Source organism: Bradyrhizobium huanghuaihaiense, assembly GCF_007830635.1.
Lineage (GTDB): Bacteria > Pseudomonadota > Alphaproteobacteria > Rhizobiales > Xanthobacteraceae > Bradyrhizobium > Bradyrhizobium huanghuaihaiense.
Window position 1 is genome coordinate 498,067 of record NZ_VLLA01000003.1, and the last position, 17,828, is coordinate 515,894.

Annotated in this window: 19 protein-coding genes; 11 read left to right on the forward strand and 8 right to left on the reverse strand. The window is 65.5% G+C overall.

The window, feature by feature from the left end; genetic code table 11:
• Positions 1 to 22: 22 nt before the first annotated feature.
• The 4 genes from IQ16_RS10260 to IQ16_RS10275 all read right to left on the reverse strand — a co-directional run bounded on the left by IQ16_RS10260 (position 23) and on the right by IQ16_RS10275 (position 2,925).
• On the reverse strand, positions 23 to 946 hold the full coding sequence (locus IQ16_RS10260; protein ID WP_018645844.1) for an AAA family ATPase: 924 nt from the start codon (positions 944 to 946) through the stop codon (positions 23 to 25).
• A gap of 63 nt (positions 947 to 1,009) precedes the next feature.
• Positions 1,010 to 1,816 (reverse strand): FAD binding domain-containing protein, encoded by an 807-nt coding sequence (locus tag IQ16_RS10265; protein ID WP_018645845.1) that lies wholly within the window; start codon positions 1,814 to 1,816, stop codon positions 1,010 to 1,012.
• A 27-nt stretch (positions 1,817 to 1,843) separates the two neighbouring features.
• Positions 1,844 to 2,329 carry a (2Fe-2S)-binding protein gene (locus IQ16_RS10270; RefSeq protein WP_008137528.1) on the reverse strand — a complete coding sequence of 162 codons (486 nt, stop codon included), beginning with the start codon at positions 2,327 to 2,329 and terminating at the stop codon, positions 1,844 to 1,846.
• Positions 2,330 to 2,478: 149 nt separating this feature from the next.
• On the reverse strand, positions 2,479 to 2,925 hold the full coding sequence (locus IQ16_RS10275) for an SRPBCC family protein (protein WP_018645847.1): 447 nt from the start codon (positions 2,923 to 2,925) through the stop codon (positions 2,479 to 2,481).
• 170 nt (positions 2,926 to 3,095) lie between these two features.
• Here IQ16_RS10275 and IQ16_RS10280 point away from each other — a divergent pair, with 170 nt between their 5' ends.
• The 3 genes from IQ16_RS10280 (at position 3,096) to IQ16_RS10290 (ending at position 5,825) form a co-directional block, all read left to right on the forward strand.
• Positions 3,096 to 4,451 carry a 3-carboxy-cis,cis-muconate cycloisomerase gene (locus IQ16_RS10280; protein ID WP_018645848.1) on the forward strand — a complete coding sequence of 452 codons (1,356 nt, stop codon included), beginning with the start codon at positions 3,096 to 3,098 and terminating at the stop codon, positions 4,449 to 4,451.
• Between the two features lie 99 nt (positions 4,452 to 4,550).
• Positions 4,551 to 5,333, forward strand: a complete 783-nt coding sequence (pcaD, locus tag IQ16_RS10285) for a 3-oxoadipate enol-lactonase (protein ID WP_026312439.1) — start codon at positions 4,551 to 4,553, stop codon at positions 5,331 to 5,333.
• Positions 5,334 to 5,432: 99 nt separating this feature from the next.
• Complete coding sequence (locus IQ16_RS10290) at positions 5,433 to 5,825, forward strand: carboxymuconolactone decarboxylase family protein (RefSeq protein WP_026312440.1); 393 nt, start codon at positions 5,433 to 5,435, stop codon at positions 5,823 to 5,825.
• On the opposite strand, the gene IQ16_RS10295 is transcribed toward IQ16_RS10290, so the two are convergent.
• Together IQ16_RS10295 and IQ16_RS45550 are read right to left on the reverse strand one after the other, a co-directional pair.
• The gene (locus IQ16_RS10295; RefSeq protein WP_026312441.1) at positions 5,787 to 6,311 is read right to left on the reverse strand and encodes a hypothetical protein; all 525 of its coding nucleotides are present in this window, start codon (positions 6,309 to 6,311) and stop codon (positions 5,787 to 5,789) included. The two genes, IQ16_RS10290 and IQ16_RS10295, sit on opposite strands and share 39 nt — an antisense overlap.
• A gap of 284 nt (positions 6,312 to 6,595) precedes the next feature.
• Positions 6,596 to 6,766, reverse strand: a complete 171-nt coding sequence (locus tag IQ16_RS45550) for a hypothetical protein (protein WP_018645852.1) — start codon at positions 6,764 to 6,766, stop codon at positions 6,596 to 6,598.
• Positions 6,767 to 7,046: 280 nt separating this feature from the next.
• Here IQ16_RS45550 and IQ16_RS10305 point away from each other — a divergent pair, with 280 nt between their 5' ends.
• From IQ16_RS10305 to IQ16_RS10325, 5 genes are all read left to right on the forward strand, one after another.
• Positions 7,047 to 7,964, forward strand: a complete 918-nt coding sequence (locus tag IQ16_RS10305; RefSeq protein WP_018645853.1) for an ABC transporter permease subunit — start codon at positions 7,047 to 7,049, stop codon at positions 7,962 to 7,964.
• A gap of 9 nt (positions 7,965 to 7,973) precedes the next feature.
• A complete protein-coding gene (gene livM / locus IQ16_RS10310) occupies positions 7,974 to 9,293 on the forward strand; it encodes a high-affinity branched-chain amino acid ABC transporter permease LivM (RefSeq protein ID WP_018645854.1) in 1,320 nt (439 codons plus the stop codon).
• Positions 9,290 to 10,132, forward strand: coding sequence for an ABC transporter ATP-binding protein (locus tag IQ16_RS10315; RefSeq protein ID WP_018645855.1), 843 nt, complete (start codon positions 9,290 to 9,292; stop codon positions 10,130 to 10,132). The genes livM and IQ16_RS10315 overlap by 4 nt, the downstream gene beginning before the upstream one ends.
• The gene (locus tag IQ16_RS10320; protein ID WP_018645856.1) at positions 10,129 to 10,872 is read left to right on the forward strand and encodes an ABC transporter ATP-binding protein; all 744 of its coding nucleotides are present in this window, start codon (positions 10,129 to 10,131) and stop codon (positions 10,870 to 10,872) included. The genes IQ16_RS10315 and IQ16_RS10320 overlap by 4 nt, the downstream gene beginning before the upstream one ends.
• A gap of 150 nt (positions 10,873 to 11,022) precedes the next feature.
• Positions 11,023 to 12,141: a branched-chain amino acid ABC transporter substrate-binding protein gene (locus IQ16_RS10325; protein ID WP_018645857.1), complete on the forward strand. Its 1,119-nt coding sequence runs from the start codon at positions 11,023 to 11,025 to the stop codon at positions 12,139 to 12,141.
• Between the two features lie 81 nt (positions 12,142 to 12,222).
• Here IQ16_RS10325 and IQ16_RS10330 read toward each other — a convergent pair whose 3' ends face one another.
• Positions 12,223 to 12,609, reverse strand: a complete 387-nt coding sequence (locus IQ16_RS10330) for a response regulator (protein ID WP_018645858.1) — start codon at positions 12,607 to 12,609, stop codon at positions 12,223 to 12,225.
• Between the two features lie 226 nt (positions 12,610 to 12,835).
• Here IQ16_RS10330 and IQ16_RS10335 point away from each other — a divergent pair, with 226 nt between their 5' ends.
• Genes IQ16_RS10335 through IQ16_RS10345 form a run of 3 tightly spaced genes read left to right on the forward strand, consistent with a single transcriptional unit; the run spans position 12,836 to position 16,989 of the window.
• Entirely contained in the window at positions 12,836 to 15,661 is a 2,826-nt protein-coding gene (locus IQ16_RS10335; RefSeq protein WP_018645859.1) for a PAS domain S-box protein, read from the forward strand.
• A 58-nt stretch (positions 15,662 to 15,719) separates the two neighbouring features.
• Entirely contained in the window at positions 15,720 to 16,715 is a 996-nt protein-coding gene (locus tag IQ16_RS10340) for a P1 family peptidase (protein ID WP_018645860.1), read from the forward strand.
• Positions 16,716 to 16,764: 49 nt separating this feature from the next.
• Entirely contained in the window at positions 16,765 to 16,989 is a 225-nt protein-coding gene (locus IQ16_RS10345; protein WP_018645861.1) for a KTSC domain-containing protein, read from the forward strand.
• Here IQ16_RS10345 and IQ16_RS10350 read toward each other — a convergent pair whose 3' ends face one another.
• On the reverse strand, positions 16,990 to 17,793 hold the full coding sequence (locus IQ16_RS10350; RefSeq protein ID WP_018645862.1) for an EF-hand domain-containing protein: 804 nt from the start codon (positions 17,791 to 17,793) through the stop codon (positions 16,990 to 16,992).
• Positions 17,794 to 17,828: the final 35 nt, after the last annotated feature.

Below are 17,828 nucleotides of genomic sequence, written 5' to 3' on the forward strand. Positions count from 1 at the left end.
GAGCAGTGATGACGCGCGCGCGTCAATTCTCGCTCGTCGCTTCCTTCAGCACCTTCTGCAAGGCATCGCCCTGCATGCGGGTGATGTCGTCCTGGTACTTGAGCAGCGCGCCCAGCGTGTCGCCGACCACTTGCGGCGTCAGCGAGCGGGCATCTAACTCGGACAGCGCGGTGGCCCAGTCGATGGTCTCGGCGACACCCGGCGATTTGTAGAAGTCCTGGTTGCGCAGCGCCTGCACGAAGCGCACGACCTGCTGCGACAGCTTTGCGGAGATGCCGGGCACACGCGTCTTGACGATCGCAAGCTCGCGCTCGGCGGCGGGATAATCGACCCAGTGGTAGAGACAGCGCCGCTTCAGCGCATCGTGGATCTCGCGGGTGCGGTTGGAGGTGATGATGACGATCGGCGGATGCGGCGCCTTGACGGTGCCGAATTCGGGGATGGTCACCTGGAAGTCACTGAGGATCTCGAGCAGATAGGCCTCGAACGCCTCGTCGGCGCGGTCGAGCTCGTCGATCAGCAGCACCGGCGGGCCGGCGACGTCGGGCTCCAGCGCCTGCAATAGCGGCCGCTTGATCATGTAGCGATCGGCGAAGATGTCGCTCGAGAGCTGATCGCGATCGGTGTCGCCGGCGGCTTCCGCCATCCGGATCGCGATCATCTGCGCCGCGCTGTTCCACTCGTAGACCGCCGAGGAGACGTCGAGGCCTTCATAGCACTGCAGGCGGATCAGCTTCCGCCCCAGCGCGGCCGACAGCACCTTCGCGATCTCGGTCTTGCCGACGCCGGCCTCGCCTTCCAGGAACAGCGGCCTGCCCATGCGCAGCGACAAATAGGTCACCGTCGCCAGCGACCGCTCGGCCAGATAGCCGCGCGAGGTCAGGAGTTCGAGCATCGCGTCGACCGATGCCGGCATGGCACCGGAAGTATTGGCCGCTGAAGTCATGAAAGGCCAGTCTCGTTTGCGCCCTCACACGGGGCAAGTCTTGTGCCGAGGAGTGAGCTCACCTCACCCCTTGGCGTTGGCAGCATCAAGGGCGCGCCGTGTCAGCACGCCGATGAGATGCGCGCGGTATTCGGCACTGCCGTGGATGTCGCTGTTGAGCCCTTCCGCGGGCACCTCGATGCCTTCGATCGCCTTCGAGGCGAAGCGCTTCTTCAGCGCTTCCTCGAACGCCTCGACGCGGAACACGCCGTCGGAGCCAGCGCCGGTGACGGCGACGCGCACGTCCGACGGACGCCGCGCCACGAACACGCCGACCAGCGCGTAGCGCGAGGCCTGGTTGCGGAATTTGACGTAAGCGGCCTTCTTCGGCAGCGGGAACATCACCTTGGTGATGATCTCGTCGGCTTCCAGCGCGGTCGAGAACAGGCCCTGGAAATACTCCTCGGCCTTGAGGCGGCGCTTGTTGGTGACGATGGTGGCGCCCAGCGCGAGCACGGCAGCCGGATAGTCCGCGGTCGGATCGTTGTTGGCGAGCGAGCCGCCGATCGTGCCTCGGTGGCGCACGGCAGGATCGCCGATCCCGCCGGCAAGGCTCGCCAGCGACGGGATCGCCTCACCGACGATCGCGGAGGTCGCGACCTCCGCGTGCTTGGCGGTGGCGCCGATCACGAGCGAGCGGCCCTTCATCTCGATCGTGTTGAGCCCTTCGATGTGGGAGAGGTCGACCAGATGCGGCGGGCTTGCGAGGCGCTGCTTCATGACGGGAATCAGCGTGTGGCCGCCGGCGATCACCTTGGCGTCCTCGTTCTTCACCAGGAGGTTGGCCGCCTGGCGCACGGTGCCCGGGCGATGATATTTGAATTCGTACATCTGAATGTCCTGATCGCGGGGTGCGCGTTACGCGAGATCGGATTTCGCCATCGCCTTGGCGCCGGCGGAGATCGAGGCGACGATGTTCTGGTAACCGGTGCAGCGGCACAGATTGCCTTCCAGCTCCTCGCGGATGGTGTGGTCGTCGAGCTCGTTGCCCTTGCGGTGCACGATGTCGATCGCGGTCATGATCATGCCGGGCGTGCAGAAGCCGCACTGCAGGCCATGGTGCTCGCGGAAGGCTTCCTGCATCGGATGCAGCGGCGCGCCGTCGGCGGCCAGTCCCTCGATCGTCTTGACCTCGTGACCGTCGGCCATCACGGCAAGCGTGGTGCAGGACTTCACGGCCTTGCCGTCGAGATGCACGACGCAGGCGCCGCACTGCGAGGTGTCGCAGCCGACATGGGTGCCGGTCAGGCGCAGATTCTCGCGCAGGAACTGCACCAGAAGCGTGCGGGGATCGACGTTGGCCGTCACAGGATTGCCGTTCACGATGAGGGAGATTTTTGCCATAAGCACTCTCTATCAGCGCCCCGACGGGTCCCGTCGAAGCGGTTCTTATAATTATTCCAACCCATCATATGGGCCATTGTCCCCTGGGGCAACATCACCCCGGACGCAAGGCGCCATGCCGAAAGGCGATAGGTTTCAGCCCTGTACCGCTAGCCCTGTACAGCTTTGGCGAAGTTCGCGAAAAACTCGTCGGCCAGCTTCTTGGCGGTGCCGTTGATCAGGCGCTGTCCGAGCTGCGCCAACTTGCCGCCGATCTGCGCCTCGACGTCGTAGGAAAGCAGCGTGCCGCCGTCCTTCTCCGCGAGCTTGACCGCGGCCCCGCCCTTGGCGAATCCGGCCACCCCGCCCTCGCCTTCGCCTGAGATCTTGTAGCCGTTCGGCGGGTCGAGATCTGACAGCATCACCTTGCCCTTGAAGCGCGCCGACACGGGTCCGACCTTCATTTTTGCCGTTGCACGGAAGCCGCCGTCGTCGGTCTTCTCCAGCTCCTCGCAGCCGGGGATGCAGGCCTTCAGCACCTCGGGATCGTTGAGCTTGGCCCACACGGCCTCGCGCGGCGCTGCGAGCTGGACTTCGCCGTTCATTGTCATGGCCATGGGGTGCCTCCCGAGATCGCGTCAGAATAATATTGCTCAAGTAACGCACGGACGCCGCAAAGGAAAGGGCGCCCCCGGTCACGTGCAATGCATATTCGCAACTGCAAAAAGCTTGCGCGAGCGGTTTTGGATTGGCAGAGCCGGGCCATGATGGTTAGGTCCCGCACGATATGAGCACATCCCTCTCCCCCCTGCTCGCGCCGATGCTGTCGAGCGCAGCCATGCGCGCCGTCTGCGACGACCAGTCGACCCTGCAGAACATGCTCGATTTCGAGGCAGCGCTGGCACGGGCCGAGGCCGCTACCGGCGTGATTCCCGCGGCCGCTGTCGGGCCAATTCAAGGCGCCTGCAAGGCGTCTTGGTTTGACGTTGCAGCCCTCGCCGACGCCGCAACGCGATCCGGCAATCTCGCGATTCCCCTGGTGAAGGCGCTGACCGCCAATGTCGGCAAGGCCGATGCGGAGGCCGCGCGCTACGTGCATTGGGGCGCGACCAGCCAGGACGTCATCGACACCGCGACCATGCTCACCCTTCGCGCCGGCATCGATGCACTGGATGCCGACCTCAGCCGCGCCATCAAGGGGTTTGCGGCGCTCGCCCGCGCCCATCGCAACACCGCGATGGTGGCGCGGACCTGGCTCCAGCACGCGCTGCCGATGCCGTTCGGGCTGAAGGCCGCCGAATATGCCGCAAGCCTCGCCCGTGCCCGCTGTCGCCTCAGGCGGCTCCGTCGCGAGGGGCTGGCACTGCAATTCGGCGGCGCCGCCGGCACGCTCGCCGCCCTCGGCGACAAGGGGCTCGTCGTTGCGGAAAGATTGGCGCAGGAGCTGAACCTTCCGCTGCCGGAAGCGCCCTGGCACACCCATCGCGACCGTATCGCGGAGGCTGCTTCAAGTTTCGCGATCCTGGCTGGAAGCTGCGGCAAGATCGCACGCGACGTCTCGCTGCTGATGCAGACCGATGTCGGCGAAGCGTTCGAGCCCGCCGGCGAAGGCCGCGGCGGCTCCTCGACCATGCCGCACAAGCGCAACCCGGTCGCGGCCGCAAGCGCGCTCGGCGCAGCCACCATGGCGCCGCAGCTCGCTGCCACGATTTTTGCAGCGCAGGTGCAGGACCATGAGCGCAGCGCCGGGCCCTGGCACGCGGAATGGCCGACGCTGCCGCAATTGATGCTGGTGGCCTCCGGCGCGCTCGCGGCGATCGTCGACATCGCCGAGGGCCTCGATGTCGATGCGGCGCGCATGCGCAGCAATCTCGATGCGACGCACGGGTTGATCATGGCCGAGGCCGTCACCTTTGCGCTGGCCGACAAGATCGGCAAGAGCGATGCGCATCATCTGATCGAGGCCGCGAGCAAGCGTGCGGTCGCCGAGAAGAAGCATCTGCGCGAGGTGCTGTCAGCCGATTCGCAAGTCACCGCGCATCTGCCGCCGGAAAAAATTGCGGCATTGTTCGAGCCGATGGCCTATCAAGGGGCTTCGCAGGCCTTGATCGACCGCCTGCTCGATTCGTTGGATCTCTCCTGATGTCATTGCCGGGCTTGACCCGGCAATCCATCATCCTGGATAGATTCCGCTTCTCAGATGGATGCGCGGGTCAAGCCCACGCATGACGAGGAACATGCCATGCCCATGATCGATGCCGACGGTTGCCTCATCAACGTCTCCGTCGAGGGCCGCGACGGCGGGCCGACCCTGATGCTCTCCAACTCGCTCGGCTGCACGCTGCAGATGTGGGAGCCGCAGATGAAGGCGCTGACGCAGATCTTCCGCGTCATCCGCTACGACCGCCGTGGCCACGGCAAGTCGAACGTTCCGCCCGGCCCCTACACGATGGAGCGCTTCGGCCGCGACGTGCTCGCGATCCTCGACGACCTCAACATCGAGAAGGTGCATTGGTGCGGCCTGTCGATGGGCGGCATGGTCGGGCAATGGCTGGGCGCGAATGCGCCGGAGCGCTTCGGCAAGCTGATCCTCGCCAATACCTCCTGCTATTATGCCGAGCCGACCAAATGGCTGGAGCGCATCGACGCGGTGAAGAAGGGTGGCATCGCAGTGGTCGCCGATGCCGTGCTTGCGGGCTGGCTCACGGCCGATTTCCGCGAGCGCGAGCCTGAGATCACCGCGAAGATGAAGGCGATGCTGCTCGCTTCCCCCGTCGAAGGGTATCTGGCCTGCTGCGAGGCGCTGTCGACGCTCGACCAGCGCGCGCTGTTGCCGAAGATCAAGAGCCCGACATTGGTGATCGCCGGCCGTCACGACATGGCAACCCCCATCTCGGCGGCCGAGCTGATCCGCTCCAACATTCCCGGCGCCAGCATGACCATCATCGACGCCGCGCACATTTCCAATGTCGAGCAGCCGCATGCGTTCACGGATGCGGTGGTGGGGTTCTTGACGCAACGTTAGCCACAGCCGTCATTGCGAGCGCAGCGAAGCAATCCAGACTGCCTCCGCGGAAATATCCTGGATTGCTTCGCTGCGCTCACAATGACGAAGGAGGACATCATGGACGACCAGAAGCGCCGCGATGCCGGCATGAATGTGCGCCGAAAGGTGCTGGGCAATGCCTGGGTCGACAAGTCGATCGCCAACCGCAATGCCTTCAACACCGACTTCCAGGACCTGATCACGCGCTACGCCTGGGGCGAGATCTGGACGCGGCCGCATTTCGACGAGCGCACGCGGCGGGTGCTCGTCATCGGCACCATGGTCGCACTCGGGCAATGGGACGAATTCCGCCTGCACGTGCGCGCGGCGCTCGCAGAGGGCGGCTTCACGCCCGATGACATCAAGGAAATCCTGCTCCAGCAGGCGATCTATTGCGGCGTTCCGGCGGCGAACCACGCCGTCAAGGAAGCCTCAGCGATTGTGCAGGAGCTCGGCCTGCTCAAGAGCTAGCGGCGCGGCGGCCGCGACGGCCTTGGGCGCCGCCTCCGGCCGCTCGATCACCAGCACGATCGCGGCCCCCAGCAGCAGCAGAAGCTCGGTGGCGTGCAGACGGAGGGCGGCCATCTCGCCGACCTTCGAGGCCATGACCATGCTGGCAAACGAGATCAGGCTGCCGATCGCCAGCGCAATGGCGAGCGCCTCGTCACTGCCGCCGCTCTTGCGGGTCCGGGGAATGCATAGCAGCGCGAGGTAAATCGCAAAGAACACCACGACGGTCAGCCGTCCCAGCGCCAGCAGCCAGGCGGCACGCACCGTGTCCATCCCCGCCATCTGGAGATGATCGCTGAGGAACAGCGCCACCGCGACGCTCGGACGCTCGTAGAGGCCGTGCACCGGTGCAACAAAGATGTTGAAGGCGACCAAGGCCCAGGCCGGGATGAAATAGGCCGCCAGCAGCGCGCCATTCACCGAGCCGATCCGCCAATTCCTGAACATGCCGCTACCCGCTTCGCCTGCCATCCGCCTTCGGGGGGAAGGCTTTGCGGGGAGCTAACTCGCATGAGACTGTGGCGGCAATTTAAACCCTTTGTTTACCTTAACCGGCTGACCCACGCCGTCATTCCGCGGCGGCTCGCAGAGCCGAACTATGGTGCGCAATTACGCACCTGAGAATCTCGAGATTCCGGGTCTGGTCCTTCGGACCATCCCGGAATGACGGAGCAAGACGCCAAAGAAAAAAGGCCCCGCCTTTCGGCGAGGCCCTCCCACTCCCGGGCTCCCTACTCGTCCTGGCTGCGCTGGCCACCCTGCTGCTGGCCGGGACGATCGCCCTGGCGCATCGGGTCCTGCTGCTGCTGTCCGGGTTTCTGGCCGCCGCCCTGTTGCTGCCCTGGTTTCTGGCCGGGATTCTGATTTTGCTGACCCGGATTCTGGTTCTGCTGCTTCGTCATCGGGGGAAACTCCCTTGTTGGACGTCAGAGAACGGTGATAACGGCCGATCCCGACTTTGGTTGCCCTGGGAACCCGGTTCCTCGCAGGTGCGGAACCCGGAAACGAAAAATGACCTCTGTACAAGACCTTCTGCCGAGGCGTGAGCTGTTGCGGCGGCCAGTTCCCTCCTGTTACAAAACCAGCAGAACGCTCAAGGGCTGCCGGGGCCCGAGAAGAAACTCAATCACTCTCTCTCGAAGAGCTCCCTTTGAGCCGCGTCAGGTTTGGTAACGGCAGCCTATGGATTATTTCGCCCAGCAGCTCATCAACGGCCTCGTGCTCGGCTCCATCTACGGCCTGATCGCGATCGGCTACACGATGGTCTACGGCATCGTCGGCATGATCAATTTCGCCCACGGCGACGTCTTCATGATCGGCGGCTTCATCGCCCTGATCACCTTCCTGATCCTGGTTTCGCTCGGTCTCACCGCGATCCCCGTGATCCTGCTGGTCGTGCTACTGGTGTCGATGGCGATCACCGCGCTCTACGGCTGGACCATCGAGCGCATCGCCTACCGGCCGCTGCGCCATTCCTTCCGCCTCGCCCCGATGCTGTCGGCGATCGGCATGTCCTTCGTGCTGACCAACTACTCGCAGGTGGCGCAGGGCGCCCGGGTCAAGCCGATCCCGCCCTTCATCACCGGGGGCTACACCTTGCATGAGAGCACGGACGGCTTCGTCATCCAGCTCTCCAACATCCAGATCATGGTGGTCCTCACCACCATCGTGCTGTTGGCGATCTTCACCTGGCTGGTGTCGCGCACGCGGCTCGGGCGCGACATGCGCGCCTGCGAGCAGGACCAGACCATGGCGGCGCTGCTCGGCGTCAACGTCGACCGCACCATCTCCATGACGTTCGTGATCGGCGCGGCGCTCGCCGCGGTCGCCGGCCTGATGTACCTGCTCTATTACGGCCTGGTCGACTTCTTCATGGGCTTCGTCGCCGGCATCAAGGCGTTCACCGCCGCTGTGCTCGGCGGCATCGGCTCGCTGCCGGGGGCCATGCTCGGGGGTCTTGCGATCGGCCTGATCGAGACGTTCTGGTCGGCCTATTTCTCGGTCGAATACAAGGACGTCGCGGCGTTCTCGATCCTGATCGTCGTGCTGATCTTCATGCCGACCGGCCTGCTCGGCCGTCCCGAAGTCGAAAAAGTCTGACGGTCGCGCGTGACAGCTCCCTCGACCAACACGGCCAAACCTGCAACGGGCATCCCAGCCCTCTTCAAGACCGCCTTCATCAACGCCCTCGTCGCGCTGGTGCTGTTCTCTCTGATGGTCGGCATCCGTACCGAGGCGGGCTCCGACGGCCAGCTCACCTATTGGACGCGCTTCGGCGAGCTCGCCTCCCTCGTCGGCATCGTGTTCGGCGGCTCGATCGTGATGGAGCTATTGCGGCAATGGATCGGTCCGACCGGCACCGAGAAGCTGGTGCCGCCGGCGATACGAAGCGGAATGTCGTTCGTCGGCCGCTACCTCGCGCCGGCGCTTCTGATCTTCACGCTGCTGGTACCCGTCATTTTCTATAACCAGCGCTACATCCTCGATCTCGCGATCCTGGTGCTCACCTATGTGATGCTGGGCTGGGGATTGAACGTCGTGGTTGGCCTCGCCGGCCTTCTCGATCTCGGCTATGTCGCGTTCTACGCGGTGGGCGCCTATTCCTACGCGCTGCTCGCCACCAATTTCGGCTGGTCGTTCTGGGTCTGCCTGCCGCTCGCCGGCATCCTCGCCGCGTTCTGGGGCGTGCTGCTCGGCTTTCCCGTGCTGCGGCTGCGCGGCGACTATCTCGCCATCGTGACGCTGGCCTTCGGCGAGATCATCCGCCTCGTCATCATCAACTGGCAGAGCCTGACCGGAGGCCCGAACGGCGTCTCCGGCATTCCGCGTCCCACCTTCTTCGGCATCCCGCTCGACAACAGCGATGACGGGTTAGCGGCAAAACTCGGCATCGAGTACTCCTCGACCCACCGCATCATCTTCCTGTTCTATCTCATCCTGGCGCTGGCGCTGCTCACCAACTGGGTGACGATCCGCCTGCGCCGCCTGCCGATCGGCCGCGCCTGGGAGGCGCTGCGCGAGGACGAGGTCGCCTGCCGCGCGCTCGGCATCAACACCACGACGACGAAGCTCACGGCGTTTGCGACCGGCGCCATGTTCGGCGGCTTCGCGGGCGCGTTCTTCGCCACCCGCCAGGGCTTCATCAGCCCGGAATCCTTCACTTTCCAGGAATCGGCGCTGGTGCTCGCCATCGTCGTGCTCGGCGGCATGGGTTCGCAGCTCGGCGTCGCGCTCGCCGCGCTCGCCATGATCGGCGGCTTCGAACTGTTCCGGGGCCTGGAGGGCTACCGCATGCTGGTGTTCGGCATGGCGATGGTCCTGATCATGATCTGGCGGCCGCGCGGCCTGATCGGCCATCGTGCCCCGACCGTGTATCTGACCAAGGCGCAGGCGATCTCCTCCGACCTCGTCAAGGAAGGGCACGGATGAGCGGCGACAAGACTGGCGATAAGATTCTTGGCGTCGACCGGCTGACCATGCGCTTCGGCGGCATCGTCGCCGTGCAGGACCTCTCCTTCGCCGCCGAGCGGACCAAGATCACCGCGCTGATCGGGCCGAACGGCGCCGGCAAGACCACCGTCTTCAACTGCATCACCGGCTTCTACAAGCCGACCGGCGGCACCATCCGCCTCACCCATGACGACGGCCGGGTCATCGCCCTGGAGCGGCTGAACGATTTCCGCATCGCCAAGCAGGCCAAGGTCGCGCGCACCTTCCAGAACATCCGCCTGTTTCCCGGCATGACCGCGCTGGAAAACCTGATGGTGGCGCAGCATAACGCCTTGATGCGCGCCTCCGGCTTCACCCTGCTCGGCCTCGTCGGCGCCCCCGTGTACCGGGACGCCGAGAAGCACGCGATCGATCTCGCCACCGACTGGCTGAGGCGCGTCAACCTGCTCGACCGCGCCGACGACGCCGCCGGCAACCTCGCCTATGGCGACCAGCGCCGGCTCGAGATCGCGCGTGCGATGTGCACCGAGCCCGCCCTGCTGTGCCTGGACGAGCCCGCCGCCGGCCTCAACGCGCGCGAGAGCGCCGCTCTGAGCGAGCTGTTGCTCTCGATCCGCAACGATGGCACCTCGATCCTGCTGATCGAGCACGACATGTCGGTGGTGATGGAGATCTCCGACCACATCGTGGTGATGGACCACGGGGTGAAGATCGCCCAAGGCACACCGCGCGAGGTCCGCGACGATCCCAAGGTGATCGCCGCCTATCTCGGCACAGACGAGGAAGAGGCGGCGGCCGTGATGGAGGGCGGGACGTGACGGCGGCACCCACTCCCCTGCTCGCGATCCGGTCCTTGCGCGCCGCCTACGGCAAGATCGAGGCGCTGAAGGGCGTCGACGTCGAGATCAATGCCGGCGAGATCGTGGCCCTGATCGGCGCCAACGGAGCCGGCAAGTCGACGCTGATGATGACGATCTTCGGCAAGCCGCGGGCCCGCGCCGGCCAGATCCTGTACGAAGGCCGCGATATCACCGACGTGCCGACCCATGAGATCGCGCATTTGCGCATCGCGCAATCGCCGGAGGGCCGCCGCATCTTCCCGCGCATGAGCGTGGCGGAAAACCTCCAGATGGGGGCCGATGCCACCGAGTGCACCGATGCGGAGCGCGAGGCGACGCTCCAGCGCGTCTTCACGCTGTTTCCGCGGCTGAAGGAACGCTACGCCCAGCGCGGCGGAACCCTGTCCGGCGGCGAGCAGCAGATGCTGGCGATCGGCCGTGCCTTGATGAGCCGCCCCCGCCTGCTCCTGCTCGACGAGCCCTCGCTCGGGCTCGCGCCGCTGATCGCCCGCCAGATTTTCGACGCGATCCGCACCCTGAACCGGCAGGACGGCCTGACCGTCCTGATCGTCGAGCAGAACGCCAACCATGCGCTCAAGCTCGCCCACCGGGGCTACGTCATGGTCAATGGCCTGATCACGCTGGCCGGGACCGGCGCCGAGTTGCTGCAGCGCCCCGAGATTCGCGCCGCCTATCTGGAAGGCGGCCGGCACGGCTGAGCGCGGCCATATGCAGCGCAATGGGGCTAGATATCTCGACCAATGCCCGTATTTTGCCGGTGACTTCTCCTCGAATTCATTCAAGAATGGCGCCGGTTTGGACCGGGCATGCCCGGCGACTTCCACAGGCGACCACCCGCGAGGTATCTCATGAAATCACTGAAGCTCATCGGTCTGGCATTTGGCGCGTCGATCGCGCTGTCGAGCGCGGCATTCGCGCAGGATGTCACCATCGCAGTCGCAGGCCCGATGACCGGCGGCGAGTCCGCCTTCGGCCGCCAGATGAAGAACGGCGCCGAGATGGCGGTGGCCGATATCAACGCCGCCGGCGGCGTCAACGGCAAGAAGCTTGCGCTCTCCGTCGAGGACGATGCCTGCGATCCGAAACAGGCACGCTCGATCGCCGAGAAGATCGCCGGCGCCAAGATCCCCTTCGTCGCCGGGCACTATTGCTCGTCGTCGTCGATCCCCGCCTCGGAGGCCTATGCGGACGGCAACGTGCTTCAGATCACCCCGGCCTCGACCAACCCGCTCTTCACCGAGCGCAAGCTCTGGAACGTGGCGCGCGTCTGCGGCCGTGACGATCAGCAGGGCCTGATCGCGGCGCAGTACATCGCCAAGAACTTCAAGGGCAAGAACATCGCGATCCTCAACGACAAGACCACCTACGGCAAGGGTCTTGCGGACGAGACCAAGAAGGCGCTCAACAAGGCCGGCATCACCGAGAAGATGTACGAGTCCTATAACAAGGGCGACAAGGACTTCAACGCGATCGTCTCGCGCCTGAAGCGCGACAACATCGACCTCGTCTATGTCGGCGGCTACCATCAGGAGAGCGGCCTGATCCTGCGCCAGATGCGCGACCAGGGCCTCAAGACGGTGCTGATGGCCGGCGACGCGCTCGCCGACAAGGAGTACGCCTCCATCACCGGCCCCGCCGGCGAAGGCACCCTGTTCACCTTCGGCCCCGATCCGCGCAACAAGCCGACCGCCAAGAAGATCGTCGATGCCTTCAAGGCCAAGAACATCGACCCCGAAGGCTACACGCTCTACACCTACGCCGCGATGCAGGTGTGGTCGCAGGCGGCCAAGAAGGCCGGCACCACCGACGCCAAGAAGGTCATGGAGGCGATGAAGGCCGGCAAGTGGGACACCGTGATCGGCCCGATCGAGTATGACGCCAAGGGCGACATCAAGCAGATCGACTACGTCGTCTACAAGTGGGACGCCAAGGGCGGCTACTCCGAGATCAAGGGCAACGGCACCTAACGCGCTTGCCGGGCCTCAAGGCTGCCATCCAACCCTCACAACGCCCCGGCTTGCGCCGGGGCGTTTCTTCTTGCGCCAAGGTCAGACGGCTGCGGGCAGCTCGCCGCCCGCAGCCGTCTGGGCCTTCCGCAGTGCTTGCAGGAGATCGTTCGGCCGAAACGGCTTTTGCAGGCAAACCACGTTGGCGAGGTGAGGCGCTTGGTCCAGGAAATCGAGCGTCGTCATTCCGGACACCGCAATGATGGGAAGTCCCGGCGCACGCTCGCGCAGGCTCGCGATGACGTCGACGCCGCTGGTGTCGCCAAGGAAGATATCGACGATTGCCGCGTCACACGGGCTTTCCGCGAAAGCTTTCAGCCCGGCCGCGCCGCTTTCGGCCTCCACGACCTCGAAACGATTGACCCGGAGCACGATCGCGACCATCGCGCGGACGTCCTTCTGGTCGTCGATGATGAGAACGCGGGGCATAGGGAACAACTCCCGGATATTGAGATCAAATCGAATGATTCAAACCTGGAACCCACCACGGCGGAAGGGCATTATGGCACCGTTCAGTAAAGCGCATCTTACCCGACCCTATTCCGCGTCCCCACCAAAATTAAGTAAGCTGTAACCTTCGGTTGAGTCGCGGCCGTAACGGTACACGATGCGAGCCTATAACCCGCTACCATAGAGCTGGCCCACGGCAATCCGAATGACGTCGATGACGATGGCGAAGACCGGTCTGCGAGAGATGGACGTGCCCGCAACGATCGACCGAAGCACATTCCTTTCGACCCTGCCGGCCACCCCGACCGACCGCACCGCCGCATTGGCGATCGTCGGCGTGTCCGCAATCCTGTTCGCGCTGGCCGTCCCGTTCGCAGGTATCCCGCTCCTGCCCGTTCCCGCCTTTGTCGCGAGTTATCAGTCCGCCCTCGCCGTCAGCGACACCGTCACCGCGGTGCTGCTGCTGTCGCAGTTTTCGGTCTTGCGGACCCGCGCGCTGCTGTGGCTCGCGACCGGCTATCTGTTCACCGCCGCCGCCGCGCTGGTCCATGCCCTCACCTTCCCCGGCCTGTTCACGCCGACTGGACTTCTCGGCGCGGGCCGGCAGACCACGGTCTGGCTCTACATGATCTGGCACGCCGGCTTTCCGCTCTGCGTGCTGGGCTATGCCTGGTTGAAGGAGGCCGATGGCGGCGCCAGGATTCGCGGCACGACGGTCAGCGCGATCTGCACCGTCGTGTTCGGCGTCATCGCCGCCATGGCCTTCTTCGCCTGGATCGTCACCGCCCAGCACGACCTGCTCCCGGTCCTGCTGCGCGACGGCCGCTACACGCCGACCATGATCGGCGTCGTCTCCTTCGTGTGGTCGCTGAGCTTTGCCGCGCTCGTCTCGCTCTGGTTCCGCAAGCCGCATACGGTGATCGACATCTGGCTCATGGTCGTGATGTGCGCCTGGCTGTTCGACATCGCGCTCTCGGCGATCGTCAACGTCGCGCGCTTCGATCTCGGCTTCTATGCCGGCCGCCTCTATGGCCTCTGCTCGGCGACCTTCGTGCTCGCGGTGCTCCTGGTCGAGAACGTCCGCCTCCAGGCCCAGACCGCGGGCATGGTCGGCGCATTGAAACGAAGGTCGGACGCCGAACGCGACTATCACGCCGAGCGCGAGCGGCTGTTCACCGCCGTCGTCGAATCTTCCAACGACGCCATCATCACCAAGTCGCTCGACGGCACGATCACGACCTGGAACAACGCGGCCGAACGCGTCTTCGGCTACTCCGCGGGCGAGGCGGTCGGCCGCTCCATCGACATCATCATGCCGGACGACCAGCTTGAAGACATCGCCGAGAACCTGGCGCGCACCCGCAATGGCGAGGTCATCGACCAGCAGGAGGCGGTGCGGCTGCACAAGAACGGTCAACCGATCGACGTGGTGCTGAGCCAGGTCCCGCTGCGCTCGACCGACGGCAAGATCATCGGCGCGTCCAAGGTGGCGCGCGACGTGACGGAGCGGAGGCGGGCCGAGATGGCTCTCAATCGCGAGATCGAGGAGCGCCAGCGCATCTTCGAGACCTCGCAGGACCTGATCCTGGTCACCGACGGCTTTGGCAATTTCATCCAGGTCAGCCCCAGCGTGAAGACCATTCTCGGCTTCAGCCCGGAGGACATGGTCGGGCATAGCGCGATCGAGTTCATCCACCCCGACGACCTCGAGAAGACCCGGGGCGAGATGCGCGCGGCGCGGCGCGGGGCGGTCAAGCGCAGCTTCGAGGCGCGCTACTACCACCGCGACGGTCACGAGGTCACGCTGAACTGGATGGGCACCTGGTCCGAGCCCGTGAAACGCCATTTCTTCATCGGCCGCGACCTCACCGAGAAGCAGGCGGCAGAGGCCCAGCTCAGGCAGGTCCAGAAGATGGACTCCATCGGCCAGCTCACCGGCGGCGTCGCCCACGACTTCAACAATGTGCTGACCGTCATCACCGGCACGATCGGCATCCTGGCGGATGCCGTGGCCGACCGGCCGGAGCTTGCCGCCATCACCAAGCTGATCGACGATGCCGCCGAGCGTGGCGCGCAACTGACCAAGCATCTGCTCGCCTTCGCCCGCAAGCAGCCGCTCCAGCCCCGCGAGATCGACGTCAATGCGCTGGCGCTCGAGGCCGCCAAGCTGCTGCATCCGACGCTGGGCGAGCAGATCACCATCATGCCGCAGCTCACCGAGGATGCCTGGCCGACCCTGGTCGATCCGGGCCAGCTCTCCACCGCGATCCTCAATCTGGCGCTGAACGCGCGCGATGCCATGCCCGACGGCGGCACCCTGGTGCTGGAGACCCGCAACGTCTTCCTCGACGACGGCTATGCCAGCATGAACCCCGACGTCACCGCCGGCAATTACGTGATGATCGCGGTCAGCGACACCGGCAGCGGCATCCCGGCCGATCTGATCGATCGGGTGTTCGACCCGTTCTTCACGACGAAGGAAGTCGGCAAGGGCACCGGCCTCGGGCTCAGCATGGTGTTCGGCTTCGTCAAGCAGACCGGCGGACACATCAAGATCTACAGCGAGGAAGGCCACGGCACGAGCGTGAAGATCTACCTGCCGCGCTCGACCGGCGTGCAGGAGACCGAATTCGAGGTGCTCCAGAACGTCCCCATCACCGGCGGCGACGAGAAGATCCTGATCGTCGAGGACGACGCCTTGGTGCGGCAATATGTGGTGACCCAGGTCAAGAGCCTCGGCTATGCCGCGCTGGAGGCCGCCAACGCGGCCGAAGCCCTGATCATCATCGATGCCGACAAGGAGATCGACCTGCTCTTCACCGACATCATCATGCCGGGCGCCATGAACGGCCGCCAGCTCGCCGACGAGGCGGCCCGTCGCCGCCCCGACCTGAAGACGCTGTTCACCTCGGGCTACACCGAGAACGCCATCGTCCATCACGGCAGGCTCGATTCCGGCGTGCTGCTGCTGGCAAAGCCCTACCGCAAGTCCGAGCTCGCCAAGATGCTGAGGACCGCGCTCGCCAGTTGAGCCGGCGGCATCCCTGCGCTATCGCAAAGACGAACTCCTTCAGCGCACGAGGCCTGTCTTGAAGAATCTGCTCACCGACATCGCCGGCGTCCGCGTCGGCCATGCCGAGGACGCCAAAGTCGCCTCCGGCACGACCGCGATCATTTTCGACCAGCCCGCGGTCGCGGCGATCGACGTCCGCGGCGGCGGCCCCGGCACGCGCGAGGACGCACTGCTCGATCTCGCCAACACGGTCGAGCGCGTCGACGCGATCGCGCTGTCGGGCGGTTCCGCCTTCGGCCTCGATACCGGCGGCGGCGTGCAGGCCTGGCTCGCCGAGCAGGGGCGCGGCCACCGAGTCCGCGAAGCGCTGATCCCGATCGTGCCGGGCGCGATCCTGTTCGACCTCCTCAATGGCGGCGACAAGGCCTGGGGACGCTTCTCGCCCTATCGCGACCTCGGCTACGCCGCGGCGGCCGCGGCCGGCGCGGACTTCGCGCTCGGCAGCGTCGGCGCGGGCTTCGGTGCCACCACGGCGACGTTCAAGGGCGGGCTCGGCTCGGCCTCGGCGATCACGCCTGACGGCGTGAAGGTCGCGGCGATCGTCGCCGTCAACGCGGTCGGCACTGTCACCGTCGGCGACGGGCCATGGTTCTGGGCGGCGCCGTTCGAGGTGGGCGGCGAGTTCGGCGGACGCGGCCTGCCCGAGAAGTTCACCGAAGACATGCTGCGCATGCGCATCAAGGGCGGTCCCGCGGCGACCGCGCGCGAAAACACCACCATCGGCGCCGTCGTCACCGACGCGGTGCTGACCAAACCCCAGGCCAAGCGGCTGGCGATGATCGCGCACACCGGCTTTGCCCGCGCGATCTATCCGGTTCATGCACCGACCGACGGCGACGTGCTGTTTGCGGCGGCGACCGGCGAGAAGCCGATCGAACCGCTGGCCGGCCTCACCGAGCTCGGCACGGTCGCAGCCAATGTGGTCGCGCGCGCGATCGCCCGCGGCGTCTACAGCGCGACGGCGTTGCCGTTCCCCGGCGCGCAGCCGGCGTGGAAGGATCGGTTCGGCTAGAAACGAAGCGGCGGGTCCGGCGTTACCTTGAGGGCCAAGGTGCACCGTCATGCCGTCTTCCGTGATCCGCTTCTTTCGCTATGCGCCCGATCGTCGTGAGCTGAAGGTGACGTTCGTCAGCGGTCGCGTCTATGTCTATGAGGACGTTCCGGCCGAGCTCGCCGCCGCCTTCAAGGACGCGCGCGCGAAGGGAACGTTCTTCAACCAGCACATCCGTGACCGCTATGCCTGTCACGAGATCACGCGTGAATACTCCGGCCAGGCCGGATCCTGATCACACGCTCATCGACATCGAAGAGGACGCGGTCGCGGAGGCAGCCTGCGACTGGCGCTGCATCATCTGCCCGAACCAGTCATAAGGCGAATTGCCGCCGCCGTTCGCCTTCGAGCTGCTGGAGGCGCCCGGCACCGTGGTCGACATCTTGAAGCCGTCGGCATAGGTGACGGTGGTGGTGGTCGAGCCGTCGGCGTTGGTCGTCGTGGTCGAGGTCGATCCGCCGCTCGATGACGACGAGGAATCCGAGCCGCTGCCGGACGCATCTTCCGCGCCGTTCGCGCCATGGGCATGGCGGTGACCGCTCTTCAGCGCCTTCGACATCTCATCCAGGCTGACGCTGCCGTCCGCATTCGAATCCAGCTTCGAGAACACGTCGTCGGCCTGCGCCAGGTTGGTGCCGCCGGCACCGAGCGCGCCCTCGAATTCCGACTTGGTGATGTTGCCGTCGCCGTCGGCATCGATCTGCGAGAACAGGTGCTTCAGCGCGGCATCGCGGCCCGACGAGGTCGAGGACGTCGAGCTGGACGAGGTCGAGGTGGTCGCGCCGCCGGTGCCGGCCGAGGACTGGCTTTGCGCAGCGAACAACGCGTTCATCGTCTCCGGCGAGATCTGCGGATATTTGCCTGCATTGACCGACGAGGTCGTCCCACTGGTCGTGCTGCTGCCGCTGTCGATCGCGAACGGATTGGTCGGCGCGCTCTGCGAGGCTCCCGTCTTCTGCGTCGACGACGACGATTTCGAGTTCGTCAGCGACTGGATCGCGTCGAGCGCACTCGAGACGGCACCAAGAGCGAACAACATTGCACAACTCCAACCGATGCGGCATGCCGCAGCCA